The sequence below is a fragment of the Pseudomonas sp. TH10 genome (genome assembly GCF_016651255.1).
Lineage (GTDB): Bacteria > Pseudomonadota > Gammaproteobacteria > Pseudomonadales > Pseudomonadaceae > Aquipseudomonas.
The window spans coordinates 1-14,024 of the sequence record NZ_JAEKEG010000147.1; the positions used below are offsets into that span (position 1 = coordinate 1).

The following is a 14,024-nucleotide window of genomic DNA, read 5'->3' on the forward strand; positions in this document are numbered from 1 at the left end:
ACCGTGGTGCACATAGGCGAATGGCTGCTGGATCGACAGTTGGACAAGACCAGCGGCCAGCTGCTGCAGACCGCCCTGGAAGGTCGCGGCCTGCACTTTCGCCTGCGCGAACAGACCCACTCGCTACACGATGCCGGCAATGGCCGGGTCGGCTCGGTGCAATTCAACGATGGCGACGTGATCCCGGCCGACCTGGTGGTGATGGCCGCCGGTATTCGGCCCCGCACCGAACTGGCAGAAAAGGCCGGCATCCCATGCAATCGCGGGATCCTGGTCAACGACACGCTGCAAACCTACGATCCGCGCATTTATGCCATCGGCGAGTGCGCCAGCCACCGCGGCATCGCCTACGGCCTGGTCGCGCCCCTGTTCGAACAGGCCAAGGTCTGCGCCAACCACCTGGCCCAGCTGGGTTTCGCCACCTACAAGGGTTCGGTGACCTCGACCAAACTGAAGGTCACCGGCATCGACCTGTTCTCCGCTGGCGACTTCATGGGCGGTGAAGGTACCGAGACCATCACCCTGTCGGACCCGATTAGCGGGATCTACAAAAACTGGTGATCAAGGACGACATCCTCGTCGGCGCCTGCCTGTACGGCGATACCGCAGATGGCGGCTGGTATGTCCGCCAGATCCGGGAGAACCACGACATTGAGCCAATCCGTGACCACCTGATGTTCGGCGACGCCTGCTTGCCGGCCCTGCGGGAAGCAAGCTGATGGACCGGCAGATCACCGCTTCAACCTGCTGTTACTGCGGGGTCGGCTGCGGCGTGCTGATCGAACATGACGGCGAGCGCATTCTCGGCGTCAGCGGCGATCCGGCCCACCCCGCCAACTTCGGCAAGTTGTGCAGCAAGGGCTCGACCCTGCACCTGACAGGCGACCTTGCGGCACGGGCGCTCTATCCGGAACTGCGCCTGGGCAAAACTCTGGCTCGCGGCCGTACGGACTGGGACACCGCCCTGGATCACGCCGCCAGCGTATTCGCCCGCACCATCGCCGAACACGGCTCGGACAGTGTGGCGTTCTACATCTCCGGCCAATTGCTGACCGAGGATTACTACAGTTTCAACAAACTGGCGCGGGCGCTGGTGGGCACCAACAACATCGACAGCAACTCACGCCTGTGCATGTCTTCGGCGGTGGTCGGCTACAAGCGCAGCCTCGGCGCTGACGCCCCGCCGTGCAGCTACGAAGACCTGGAGTCGAGCGATTGCGTGATGATCGTCGGCAGCAACATGGCCTACGCCCACCCGGTACTTTTCCGGCGGCTGGAAGAGGCCAGATCCCGCCGACCGCAGATGAAAGTCATCGTTATCGACCCGCGCCGCACCGACACCTGTGACCTCGCCGACCTGCACCTGGCGATAGTGCCGGGCACCGATGTCGCCCTGTTCCACGGAATCCTGCACCTGTTGCTGTTGGCGGACCAGGTTGATCATGGCTTTATCGACGCGCATACCCAGGGGCTGCCAGAGCTGAAAAGCCTGGTGCGCGACTACAGCCCGAAAAGGGTCTCGCAACTGTGCGGGATCAGTGTCGAACAGCTGCAGCAGTGCGCGCAGTGGATAGGCACTTCGCCGACTTTCCTGTCGTTGTGGTGCATGGGGCTCAACCAGTCCACGGCCGGCAGCGCCAAGAACAGCGCGCTGATCAATCTGCACCTGGCCACCGGGCAAATTGGCCGCCCAGGCGCAGGACCTTTTCGCTGACCGGTCAGCCCAATGCCATGGGCGGCCGCGAAACCGGCAGCCTGTCGAACCTGCTGCCAGGCCATCGCGACGCCGCCAATGCCGAGCACCGCGAGGCAGTGGCGGCCTACTGGGGCGTTGAGCAACTGCCGCACACCACCGGGTTGAGCGCCATCGAGTTGTTCGAACAGGTGCGCAGCGGCCGTATCAAGGCCTTGTGGATCGCCTGCACCAACCCCGCGCAATCGATGCCTGACCAGAACGCCGTGCGCGAGGCCCTGCAGGCATGCCCGTTCGTGGTTCTGCAAGAAGCCTTTCGCACGACCGAAACCGCTGCGTTCGCCGATCTGCTACTGCCCGCCGCCAGTTGGGGCGAAAAGGAAGGTTCTGTCACCAATTCCGAGCGGCGCATTTCCCACGTACGCAATGCCATTCTCCCACCGGGTGAAGCGCGGCCGGATTGGGCGATCACGGTGGATTTCGCACAACGTCTGGAGAAACGTCTGCGCCCCACCCAATCGAGCCTGTTCAGGTTCGATCAACCTTCGCAGCTGTTCGATGAACTCAAAGGGCTGACGCGCGGACGGGATCTGGATCTGTCCGGGATCAGTCACGCCCTGATCGACGAGATCGGCCCACAGCAATGGCCCTTCCCTGTCGGCGCCCGGCAAGGTACGGCACGCCTGTATGAGGACGGTATCTTTCCTACGGCCAGCGGTCGCGCGCAGTTCGTGGCCGACCCGTATCGCGCCGCCAAGGAACAACGTGATGCACGCTTCCCGTTGACGCTGATCACCGGCCGCCTGCGTGACCAATGGCACGGTATGAGCCGCACCGGCACCGCTGCGCAGTTGTTCGGTCATGTCAGTGAAGCGGTGTTGAGCCTGCACCCGGACGAGTTGCGCCGGCAGCGCTTGCAGCCAGGTGATCTGGTCAATCTGAAAAGTCGTCGTGGCGCGGTGATCGTCGCCGTGGGTAGCGATGACGGCGTGCGGCCGGGTCAGGCTTTTTTGCCGATGCACTGGGGCGATCGCTTCCTCAAGGGTGGCGTCAACAGCCTGACCCTACCGGCCTTCGATCCGCTGTCGAAACAGCCAGAGCTCAAGCACAGCGGCGTGCGTCTGGAACCGATAAACCTGCCGTGGCGGCTGTTTGCCCTGGTCGAAGGCAACGTTCAACAGCAACTGGAGCGCCTGCGCCCCCTCTGTGAGGAATTTTCCTACGCCAGCCTGAGCCTCACTGGCCGTGAGCGCCCGGCGCTGCTTATACGCGCTGCCAGCGCCTCGGCGCCCGACGCCCAGTTATTGCGCGACATCGACCAGTGCCTGGGCGTGGATGAAGGGCCGGTGCTGGCCTACGAGGACGTGCGCCGGGCTCGATCGGCAAACGCGTGCGCATCGAACACGGCAGGATCACCGCCATCCGCCTGGCCGGGGAAACCCTGGCCCAGCACTGGCTGCACAACCTGTGGCTCGAAGGGCGCGCCGATGAGCCACTGCGGCGCTGGATGCTCGCCCCAATGAGTGCACCACCCGGCGACCGGCGGCGCCATTGGCACCGGCAGACAAAACCCTGTGCAACTGCACGCAATGTCAGCCACAACGCGGTTTGCGCGGGCAATCAGTCGAGGCCTGGACTTGCTGGGTCTTAAACAGGAATTGGGTTGCGGCACGCAGTGCGGTTCGTGCGTCCCGGAAATCAAGCGAATGCTGGCCGCCACGGCTCAGCCAGTCGCCATTATCTGATGAGGAACAATACGATGAGCGCAAAAGTCTGGCTGGTGGGTGCAGGTCCTGGTGACCCGGAATTGTTGACCCTCAAAGCAGTGCGCGCCATGGGCGAAGCGGATGTGGTGCTGATCGACGACCTGGTCAATGACGCCGTGCTGGAACATTGCCCCCATGCGCGAATCATCGCCGTGGGCAAGCGCGGCGGCTGTCGTTCCACGCCACAGGCGTTCATCCATCGCCTGATGCTGCGGTATGCGCGCCAGGGCAAATGTGTGGTGCGGCTCAAGGGCGGCGACCCGTGCATTTTCGGCCGCGGCGGTGAGGAAGCGCAGTGGCTGCGCGAGCGTGGGGTGGAGGTCGAACTGGTAAACGGCATCACGGCCGGACTGGCTGGGGCAACGCAGTGCGATATTCCCCTGACCCTGCGCGGAGTTGCGCGCGGAGTAACGCTGGTGACGGCGCATACCCAGGATGGCAGCAGACTGAATTGGCAGGCGCTGGCACAGGGGGCACCACCCTGGTGGTGTACATGGGCGTGGCGAAGCTGAGTGAGATCCGTGAGCAACTGCTTGCCGGCGGTATGGCCGCTGGATACGCCGGTGGCCATGATCGAAAACGCCTCCCTGGCGCATCAGCGCGAATGCCGCAGCGACCTGAACGCCATGGAACAGGATGCGAGTGCGTTTCGAATTGAAAAGCCCGGCGATTCTGGTGATTGGGGCTGTGGCCAAAGATCAAAAGATCGCAGCCTGCGGCAGCTCCTACAAGCCCCAGCGTACATCCATGTAAACGCCGCGGCGCCCACAATGCCCCTGTGGTAACCCGATCCTGCAGGAGCTGCCGAAGGTTCCGGGCCGCGGGCGGACGATCCCGTAGGAGCTGCCGAAGGCTGCGATCTTTAAGAGCTGCCCAAAGCTGCGATCTTTTAGGGCCATCGCAAAATCCGGATAAAGCCCAAATCGCAGGCAAAGAAAAGCCCGGCCTAAGCCGGGCTTTTCTCACAGCTGCGAGCTAATTACTTAGCTTGAGCTTCAACCTGCGCTTCTACGCGACGGTTTACAGCGCGGCCAGCTTCAGTTTTGTTGTCAGCAACTGGGCGGGATTCGCCGTAGCCAACAGACTGAACGCGGGACGATTCAACACCGTACTGGTTGGTCAGAACTTGTTTAACGGCGTTTGCACGACGCTCAGACAGCTTCTGGTTGTAAGCGTCAGGACCGACGGAGTCAGTGTGACCTTCAACAGTGGTGCTGGTCGATGGGTACTGCTTCATGAAGTCAGCCAGGTTCTTGATGTCGCCGTAGCTGTTGGTTTTAACAACAGATTTGTCGAAATCGAACTTAACGTCCAGCTCTACACGAACAACTTCAGCAACTGCTGGGCAGCCGTCAGCGTCAACAGTTACGTTGGCTGGGGTGTCTGGGCACTTGTCAACGTTGTCGCATACGCCGTCGTTGTCGCTGTCGGAGCAGACTTCAGCTGGTGCTGGAACTGGAGCAGCAGCAGGCTTGGAGCCGCCACCGAAGTTCACACCGATACCGACGCTAGGAGCCCACTCGGTGTCGCCCTGGTCGATGTTGTATTGAGCTTCAACGCCAGCACGGGCGTAGAAGTTCTCGGTGAAGTACAGCTTGGCACCGCCGCCAACGTTGGCGAAGGTGGAGCGGTTACGACCGGACTCGTTCTGACCGATGCTTTGATCGGAGAAACCAGCCGACACGTATGGACGCAGCATGTCGCCTGGGTTGTTGAAGTGGTACAGAGCGTCCAGAGCGGTGTTGGCGCCCTTGATGTTACGGCCGTTGTCGGCACGCACGTTGTGCACTTCGTCGTAGCCCAGACGCAGTTCAACGTCGTCGGTCAGGAAGTAACCGATCGAACCGCCGAACAGGTTGCCGTTGTTCTTGAAGTTACGAGCGCTGTCGAATTGTTCTTTCTTTGCGAAGCCTTCGATTTCAACTGCGCCTTGGCCTTGTGCCAGAGCGCCGAACGAAGTGGCGGCAATCAGAGAACCAATGGCCAAGCCCAAGGTGTTTTTCAGTTTCATCCGTTAAATCCCCATCTGGTGATTGTGAAGCAGTCCCGCAAACCGGGGGACAACTCGGCGGCAAGTCTATCAGAACTTGCCTACACGTAAGAGATATTTGCGCTGAACTAAGTTTCAGCAATGCCTGCAAATTTCTCACGCAATTTATCTAGAGCACGTTTGTAACGCATTTTTGTCGCACTCAAACCCATGTGCATGATGTCTGCGATCTCTTGAAATTCCAGCTCTGCGACAAATCGTAGCACCAGAATTTCGCGGTCGATCGGGTTCACATACACCAGCCAGCGATCAAGTCCGCCCTTCTCTTCGGGTTTTGGCGTCTTTTCTTCGGACGCTTCCTCAAGAGGGTCAAGACTCAATGCGTCCATCAAGCGACGCTTTCGCCGTTCCTTCCGATACTGCGTAATACATTCGTTGTACGTGATGCTGTACAGCCACGTTTTGAACTTCGATTTCCCCTCAAAGTTCTTCAGGCCATACAGCACCTTCAACATGACTTCCTGACAGACATCGTCTGCGTCGCGATCGTTCCCAAGATATCTCGCACAAACGTTAAATAATGTTCGCTGGTAACGCCGCATCAGTTCTTCATAGGCGCGCGTTACGTGAAAAAGCTCGGTATGCGAGCGCGCGACCAACTCCTCATCAGAGAGCTCGCGGGGGTCGTAGCGCGTGGATAGCGTATGGGCTTTATTCAAAACAAGTCGTGCCGACAGTCAGGTCAATGTCCGCCGCAACCAGCATCAGCTGGCATTTTGCGGCGGCATACATTAGCAGGGTTTGCCGGATTAGCGGCTACTCACATGCTGTTCCAGCAGGATCCGATTGGAGAGTGAGACTAGCTCACCCTCATCGGTCAGCAATGTGGTTTTAACCGTGCCGATCTCTTCGATCTGGCCTTCGACCTCGCCAACACGCACTTGTTGCCCAACCTGATACAACTCACGCACATAGATTCCCGCAAGAATCTGACCGGCAATTTCCCGGCTTCCCAAACCCATGGCCAGCGCAACGGCCAGACCAACGGTAATCAAAACAATGACGATCACATGGTTCAGCAGGTCGGTCTTGACCTCAAGCTGACTGATCGCAACCGAGATGCTGATGATGATCACCAGCCCCTGGGCAATCCGCCCAAGTCCCGAAGCGTAGTCCAGGCCTACACCTTCTGCCGCCCCGCGCACCAGCCCATTGGCCAGCTGTGCGAGCAAAACCCCTACCAGCAACACCAGCGCGGCGCCGAATACTTTCGGCAAATAGAGCGCCAACATATCGAGCGTAGCTGAAACTCGCTCAAGGCCAAGGGATTCTGCTGCAGAAACCAGAAAAATCAGAAGAACGAACCAGTAGACGATCTTGCCGATCAGGGTCGAGATCGGCACTTGCAGCCCTGCACGCGACATCAACTTGGTCAGCCCGGTGCCGCCCATCAGGCGATCGAGGCCCAGTTTGGCGAGCAATTTGGACAGCAAGGTATCGAGCAGCTTGGCCACGACAAAACCCAACAGCAGCACCACCAGTGCGCCGAACAGGTTCGGAATGAAATTAGCGACTTTGGTCCACAACGCAGTCATTGCAGTGACGAGGCTCTGAGTCCAGAGATCAAGTTCCATATTCAATCAGCCTTATCAGCAGTGCGAGCAGTAGGTTTACGAAGGCGGGAAACCGGCGAGACGTGGGCCGAGCCGTTATTCAGGGCGATCATCAGCGCGGGCAGCCAGCGGCCCAGCAGGCTGAACAGATCGCCGGCGCCAACCTGGCGGTTGGCGGTTTTGAGCACGCGGCCCAAACACGCATCGTCGTCGCGGCTGGACGGCGAAGCGTTGAGCATGTCGCGCAAAGACTGTTCAAACGGATCGTGCATACGCACCTCTCGTGATGTCTGTGAAAGACGCGGGCAAATTTGGTCGGGTCACATGCGCCATGTTCACACCCAGCGCAAACGACGGAATAACCACCACTGCCCGAGCGCCACCGAGACCATCATCAGGCAGGCCACCAGGAAGCCATAGGGGCTGTCGGACAACGGAATACCGCCAACGTTGATGCCCAGCAGGCCGGTGATAAAACTCATCGGTAAAAAGATGCAGGTGATGATCCCGAAGCGATACATCGTGCGATTCATGCGCTCGCTCAATCGCCGGTCTTCAGCCTCCAGCACAAGCCCCACGCGCTCTCGGGTCAATTCGAGCTCTTCGAGGTAACGGGTCAGGCTGTTATTCAATTCGTTCCAGTAGTCGGCGTCATCGTCGACAAACCACGGCAGTTTTATCCTTGTCAGTTGTCCGAAAATATCCCGTTGCGGAGCCAGGAAACGTTTCAGTCCGGCAGCCCTTCGCCGGATGTGCAAAATGGCGCCATGCTCGGGGGTATACCGTTCGTCGGCATCCATCTTTTCTTCTTCCTCATCGGCGATTTCCGAGAGGCAAGTGACGAGATCCTGCACCTTGTTGGTGAGGAACTGCGCCAGATAAAGGATGAGTTCGGATGCCGTTTTAGGGCCGTTGCCGTCCGCCAATTGCACCAGCAATTCATCGGTGGCACGCAATGGGCGCAAACGCAGAGAGATCACGCGCTGGGCAGAGGCGAAAATCCGTACCGAGACCATGTCTTCCGGCTCGGCACCTGGATTAAGGTTGACCCCGCGCAAAAACAGCAGCAACTCGCAATCCGGCAACGGCAACAGGCGCGGACGAGTGTTCTCTTCCAGCAGCAGATCGCAGGTGAATTCGTTGAGCCCGCTGGATTTGCGCAGCCAGGTCTGGGTCTGCGGATGGCTGCGATCCCAATGCAGCCACAGACTCTCATGCGCCTGCAGTTGCAAATCGTCGAGCTCAGTCCGGGCTATCGAACGCGCACCGCCTCTACCGTCCAGCACCAGGGCATGCACCAGCCCCCATTGCGCGTTTTCTTCCTCGAACATCCGCATCCCTTTGTCGAAATTCTTATTCAGGCATCTTCAGCGGGCTCGGCGAGACGATCACGCCGTTGTTGTCCGCATAAATGTAGTGGCCCGGGTGGAATGTCACACCGGCGAATGTCACCGCGACGTTAAGATCGCCGAGGCCACGCCGATCGGACTTGCGTGGGTGGCTGGCGAGGGCCTGAACGCCGAGGTCGGTCTGCGCAATGATATCCACGTCGCGGATGCAGCCGTAGATCACCAGGCCTTCCCAGCCGTTTTTCGCGGCCTTCTCGGCCAGCATGTCACCCAGCAGCGCGTGACGCAGGGAACCGCCGCCGTCGACGACCATCACTTTGCCATGCCCCTCAAGCTCGACCTGCTCCTTGACCCGCGAGTTGTCCTCGAAGCACTTGACGGTCACGATTTCGCCGCCGAAGGAATCACGGCCACCGAAATTGCTGAACATCGGTTCCAGCACCTGGACCAGCTCCGGATAGGCGTCGCACAGGTCAGGGGTGATGTAATGGTTCATCGAGAAACTCCTGTAGAGAGGAAGACAATCGAGATGTCGCAAAGTGACCGAAAAAGCATGATGCGTCATATCTTAGCCGCAACCCGGTGCGAGCGAAATGCCCTTGATAGAGCATTGCGCTCAGACTGCCGCGGCTAAATCCGCCTGGCCAGGCAACAGCGCCGTGCGCTGGTCGACCAGCCAGCGCGCAACCAGCGGCCACACTTCGGCCTGGGCGGCTTTGCTGACGAGCATCTCGACGTGACCAAAATTATCGGCAAAGCCCTGGTCGCGACCCAAATTGACGAATTGCTTGTGCTCGGAACCGATCTGCTCGAACAGCTTGCGACAGGCCCAGGTCGGGTCCTGATGATCGCCCGCAGCACTGACGGCCAGCACCGGCAGTTGCACGTCCGCCAACCCGGCCCACCAATCCTTGTCCGCATCGCCAAAACGCCCAAACAGGCCGTACCAGCGCATGCTTTCCAGGGCCAGGCCGATCGGCTCGTCCTCCGGACCGCGCTTGAGCCTTGAACCGGAGAGCTGGGCAAAGCGCTTGAGGATGAAGCGACCGCCCCACTCCACCGGCGGGATCTTCAGCGGCCAGTAGGTGCGGCTGACCTGTGTGCCGAAGAAGGCGGCAGACGCCACCACCGACTCGTCGATGTACTGGCCGCCCAGCGCCGCCGCCAGGGTAATGCCCCCAGCGAATGTCCAACCCAGTGCGCAGCCTGGCCACTTTGCTCGTGCACAAAGGCGCCGATGGCCGGCAGGTCGTAGCGCGCGTAGTCCGCGACGCGGTTCTGCCGGTAACCCTGGTTGCGCTGTGACAGGCCGTGGCCGCGCATTTCCGGGATCCACACATCAAAACCGAGACGGGTCAGATAAGCACCCAGCCCCAGGCCCTTCGGGGAAAACCAGAATCGGCGGTTGGAGAAGCTGCCATGCAGCAGAATCACTGGCACACCGCGCCGGGACGGCTCGTCGGCCATGCCCAGGCGCGTCACAGCCAGTTCGACGGTGCCGTCCGGGCTGTTGGCGGGTTTCAAACGGTAGACGTCTTCGCTCAGATCACCGCGGCGTTCGGCGCTGATCAGGGCGACAGGAAATAGTTGGCTGCTGCTTTGCATAATGCTCTTGCACAAAAAAGGGCGGCATCCACAGGAGCCCGCCCTACTTCAATCTCTAAAACGGCCGTTCCCCCCTGTAGGCGCGAGCTTGCTCGCGAAGAACCTCAGGACGCCGCGTTTATTCAGGATAAACGCATTATCGTTGACGTCCATCGCGAGCAAGCTCGCTCCTACAGGGAGCGGCCCGCTCACACAATCAGACTGCTGCTTGACCTTCGGCGAGGAAGAACCAGGTTTCCAGTACGGAGTCCGGGTTCAGCGACACGCTTTCGATGCCCTGCTCCATCAGCCATTTGGCCAGATCCGGATGATCCGAAGGGCCCTGACCGCAGATACCGATGTACTTGCCAGCCTTGTTGCACGCGGCAATCGCGTTGGCCAGCAGCTTCTTGACCGCCGGATTACGCTCGTCGAACAGGTGCGCGATGATACCGGAGTCGCGATCCAGGCCCAGGGTCAGTTGAGTCAGGTCGTTGGAGCCGATCGAGAAACCGTCGAAGAATTCAAGGAACTCTTCAGCGAGGATCGCGTTGGATGGCAGTTCGCACATCATGATCACGCGCAGACCGTTGTCGCCGCGCTTCAAGCCGTTTTCGGCGAGCAGATCGACCACTTGGCTGGCTTCGCCCAGGGTACGCACGAACGGCACCATGATTTCGACGTTGGTCAGGCCCATCTCGTTGCGCACACGCTTCAGCGCACGGCATTCGAGTTCGAAGCAGTCGCGGAACGATTCGCTGATGTAACGCGAAGCGCCACGGAAGCCCAACATCGGGTTTTCTTCTTCCGGCTCGTAGAGCTTGCCGCCGATCAGGTTGGCGTATTCGTTGGACTTGAAGTCCGACAGGCGCACGATGACCTTTTTCGGGGTGAACGCGGCGGCCAGGGTGCTGATGCCTTCAACCAGTTTGTCGACGTAAAAATCGACCGGGTCGTTGTAACCGGCGATGCGCTTGTCGACGCTGTCCTTGATGTCCTGCGGCAGGCCGTCGTAGTTCAACAGGGCCTTGGGGTGCACGCCGATCATGCGGTTGATGATGAATTCCAGACGGGCCAGGCCCACACCGGCGTTCGGCAGTTGGGCGAAGTCGAAAGCGCGGTCCGGGTTGCCGACGTTCATCATGATCTTGAACGGCAATTCCGGCATGGCATCGACGGAGTTCTTCTTGATGTCGAAGCCCAGCTCGCCTTCGAAGATGTAACCGGTGTCGCCTTCGGCGCACGAAACGGTCACGCCTTGGCCATCCTTCAGCAACTGGGTGGCGTTGCCGCAACCGACGACTGCCGGGATGCCCAGCTCACGAGCGATGATCGCCGCGTGGCAGGTACGCCCGCCACGGTTGGTGACGATGGCGCTGGCGCGTTTCATCACCGGTTCCCAGTCCGGGTCAGTCATGTCGGACACCAACACGTCGCCCGGCTGGACTTTGTCCATCTCGGAGACATCTTTGATGATGCGAACCTTGCCGGCGCCGATGCGTTGGCCAATTGCGCGACCTTCAACCAGCACGGTGCCGGTTTCTTTCAACAGGTAACGTTCCATGACGTTGGCCTGGGTGCGGCTCTTCACGGTTTCCGGACGGGCCTGCACGATGTACAGCTTGCCGTCGTCACCGTCCTTGGCCCACTCGATGTCCATCGGGCAGCCGTAGTGCTTCTCGATGATCATCGCTTGCTTGGCCAACTCGCTGACTTCAGCGTCGCTCAGGCAGAAACGCGCACGCTCAGCCTTGTCGACATCGACAGTCTTGACCGAACGACCGGCCTTGGCTTCGTCGCCGTAGATCATCTTGATGGCTTTGCTGCCGAGGTTGCGACGAAGGATCGCCGGGCGACCGGCCTCCAGCGTGCCCTTGTGTACGTAGAACTCATCCGGGTTGACCGCGCCTTGCACAACGGTTTCGCCCAGGCCGTAGGCGCCGGTGATGAACACCACGTCACGGAAGCCGGATTCGGTATCGAGGGTGAACATTACACCGGCGGTGCCGGTTTCCGAACGCACCATGCGCTGCACGCCTGCCGACAGGGCGACCAGTTTGTGGTCGAAGCCCTGGTGCACGCGGTAGGAAATCGCACGGTCGTTGAACAGCGAGGCGAACACCTCTTTGGCGGCACGGATAACGTTTTCCACGCCACGGATGTTCAGGAAGGTTTCCTGCTGACCGGCGAACGAGGCGTCCGGCAAGTCTTCGGCGGTGGCGGAAGAACGCACGGCCACAGCCACATCAGGGTTGCCGGCCGACAGCGCGGCGAACGCGGTGCGAATTTCGGCATTGAGTTTTTCAGGGAATTCGGCATCCATGATCCATTGACGGATCTGCGCGCCGGTCTTGGCCAGGGCGTTGACGTCATCGACGTCGAGTGCGTCGAGGGCCTGGTGGATCTGGTCGTTGAGGCCGCTCAGTTCGAGGAAGTCGCGATAGGCCTGCGCGGTGGTGGCAAAGCCGCCAGGGACCGACACACCGGCGCCTGCCAGGTTGCTGATCATCTCGCCCAGGGATGCGTTCTTGCCCCCCACATGCTCAACATCGTGTTTGCCGAGCTTATCGAGGGAAACTACGTACTCTACCAAGGTGATCTCTCCACTAACTGTGTTGGAAAAGCTCAGAAACCGGCAGCTCGGGGGAGCGTTGGCCGGTTGTATGGCCTGGACCTGGAAAATAAGTGAGAATGCGGGCCAATGGCGGCCGGCAAATCGCGCCTATCATATCCAAGATTGATGACTAGCTTAAGGCCCAAGGTGCAAATGAAACGATCTGCTTTCTTTATCTCCGATGGCACCGGCATCACCGCCGAAACCCTGGGTCAAAGCCTCTTGGCGCAGTTCGAAAACATTACCTTCGGCAAATTCACGCGCCCGTACATCGACAGCGTGGAAAAAGCGCGGGCCATGGTACAACAAATCAACAAAGCCGCCGAAACCGACGGCTTTCGCCCGATCATCTTCGACACCATCGTCAATCAGGACATCCGTGAGATTCTCGCGACGTCCAATGGTTTCATGATCGACATTTTCTCGACCTTCCTCGCCCCGCTGGAGCAGGAACTGACCGAGCATTCTTCCTACACCGTCGGCAAATCGCACTCCATCGGGCACAACTCCAATTACATGGAGCGCATCGAGGCGGTGAACTTCGCCCTCGACAACGACGACGGCGCGCGTACGCACTATTACGACAAAGCCGACCTGATACTAGTGGGCGTGTCGCGATGCGGCAAAACGCCGACGTGTCTGTACATGGCCATGCAATTCGGCATCCGCGCGGCCAACTATCCGCTGACCGAAGACGACATGGAGCGCCTGACCCTGCCTGCCGCCCTGCGCGCGCATCAGCACAAGCTGTTCGGCCTGACCATCGACCCCGACCGCCTCACCGCAATCCGCAACGAGCGCAAGCCCAACAGCCGTTATTCGAGCTACGCCCAGTGCGAATTCGAAGTGCGCGAGGTGGAAAACCTGTTCCGCCGCGAGAACATCCCGCACATCAACTCCACACATTTTTCGGTGGAAGAGATTTCGGCGAAGATTCTGGTCGAGAAAGGTGTGGAGCGGCGTTTCAAATAGATTTTCGATGCCTGTTCCGGCCTCATCGCGGGCAAGCCCGCTCCCACAGGTTTTCGGCTGTTTGTGGATTCTCGATTCAACACAAAACCCTGTGGGAGCGGGCTTGCCCGCGATTGAACGATGACGCGGTTTAGCTAAATCACAAACAAATCCACAAACCGATTCACCGGTGTCGCCTCCAGCCGAGCCTGATCCTTGCACAGCGCGAAGATCTCGCCGCTGCGTTGCCCGGTGAATCGCGTTGTCAGGTTTGCCTTGAACTTGTCTTCGAGCAACGGGATGCCCTCGGCACGGCGGCGGCGATGGCCGATCGGGTACTCCACCACCACGTTGTCGGTGCTGGAGCCATCCTTGAAAAACACCTGCACCGCGTTGGCGATCGAGCGTTTGTCGGCCTCCAGGTATTCGCGGGTGAACCGCGGCTCTTCAACGATGACCATTTT

The 14,024-nt window shown here is 59.9% G+C and carries 8 protein-coding genes and 5 pseudogenes; 4 read left to right on the forward strand and 9 right to left on the reverse strand.

All coding sequences use genetic code 11. The annotated features are described in order from the left end of the window. The 3 pseudogenes from JFT80_RS20430 to cobA form a co-directional block, all read left to right on the forward strand. Positions 1-695, forward strand: a pseudogene (locus JFT80_RS20430) (NAD(P)/FAD-dependent oxidoreductase); the annotation flags it as partial. Positions 696-718: 23 nt separating this feature from the next. Continuing rightward, positions 719-3,438 (forward strand): annotated as a pseudogene (locus JFT80_RS20435) (molybdopterin-dependent oxidoreductase). Positions 3,439-3,452: 14 nt separating this feature from the next. Next, positions 3,453-4,212 (forward strand): annotated as a pseudogene (gene cobA / locus JFT80_RS20440) (uroporphyrinogen-III C-methyltransferase). Between the two features lie 226 nt (positions 4,213-4,438). Here the strand turns inward: cobA and JFT80_RS20445 are convergent. The 8 genes and pseudogenes from JFT80_RS20445 to ppsA all read right to left on the reverse strand — a co-directional run bounded on the left by JFT80_RS20445 (position 4,439) and on the right by ppsA (position 12,588). Further along, positions 4,439-5,470, reverse strand: coding sequence for an OmpA family protein (locus tag JFT80_RS20445; protein WP_201149099.1), 1,032 nt, complete (start codon positions 5,468-5,470; stop codon positions 4,439-4,441). A 107-nt stretch (positions 5,471-5,577) separates the two neighbouring features. Further along, a complete protein-coding gene (gene sigX, locus JFT80_RS20450) occupies positions 5,578-6,168 on the reverse strand; it encodes an RNA polymerase sigma factor SigX (RefSeq protein WP_201149100.1) in 591 nt (196 codons plus the stop codon). Positions 6,169-6,258: 90 nt separating this feature from the next. After that, a complete protein-coding gene (locus JFT80_RS20455) occupies positions 6,259-7,083 on the reverse strand; it encodes a mechanosensitive ion channel domain-containing protein (RefSeq protein WP_007916401.1) in 825 nt (274 codons plus the stop codon). Positions 7,084-7,085: 2 nt separating this feature from the next. Further along, on the reverse strand, positions 7,086-7,334 hold the full coding sequence (locus tag JFT80_RS20460; protein WP_008076827.1) for a hypothetical protein: 249 nt from the start codon (positions 7,332-7,334) through the stop codon (positions 7,086-7,088). Between the two features lie 63 nt (positions 7,335-7,397). Continuing rightward, the gene (locus JFT80_RS20465; protein WP_201149101.1) at positions 7,398-8,393 is read right to left on the reverse strand and encodes a zinc transporter ZntB; all 996 of its coding nucleotides are present in this window, start codon (positions 8,391-8,393) and stop codon (positions 7,398-7,400) included. 22 nt (positions 8,394-8,415) lie between these two features. Continuing rightward, positions 8,416-8,907 carry a ribonuclease E activity regulator RraA gene (rraA, locus tag JFT80_RS20470; RefSeq protein WP_201149102.1) on the reverse strand — a complete coding sequence of 164 codons (492 nt, stop codon included), beginning with the start codon at positions 8,905-8,907 and terminating at the stop codon, positions 8,416-8,418. 120 nt (positions 8,908-9,027) lie between these two features. Beyond that, positions 9,028-10,016, reverse strand: a pseudogene (locus JFT80_RS20475) (alpha/beta fold hydrolase). Between the two features lie 196 nt (positions 10,017-10,212). Then, complete coding sequence (gene ppsA, locus JFT80_RS20480) at positions 10,213-12,588, reverse strand: phosphoenolpyruvate synthase (RefSeq protein WP_201149103.1); 2,376 nt, start codon at positions 12,586-12,588, stop codon at positions 10,213-10,215. Between the two features lie 174 nt (positions 12,589-12,762). Between ppsA and JFT80_RS20485 the strand changes: the two genes are divergently transcribed. Further along, positions 12,763-13,581: a pyruvate, water dikinase regulatory protein gene (locus JFT80_RS20485; protein ID WP_201149104.1), complete on the forward strand. Its 819-nt coding sequence runs from the start codon at positions 12,763-12,765 to the stop codon at positions 13,579-13,581. A gap of 134 nt (positions 13,582-13,715) precedes the next feature. Here the strand turns inward: JFT80_RS20485 and JFT80_RS20490 are convergent. Then, a pseudogene (locus tag JFT80_RS20490) lies at positions 13,716-14,024 on the reverse strand (MmgE/PrpD family protein); the annotation flags it as partial.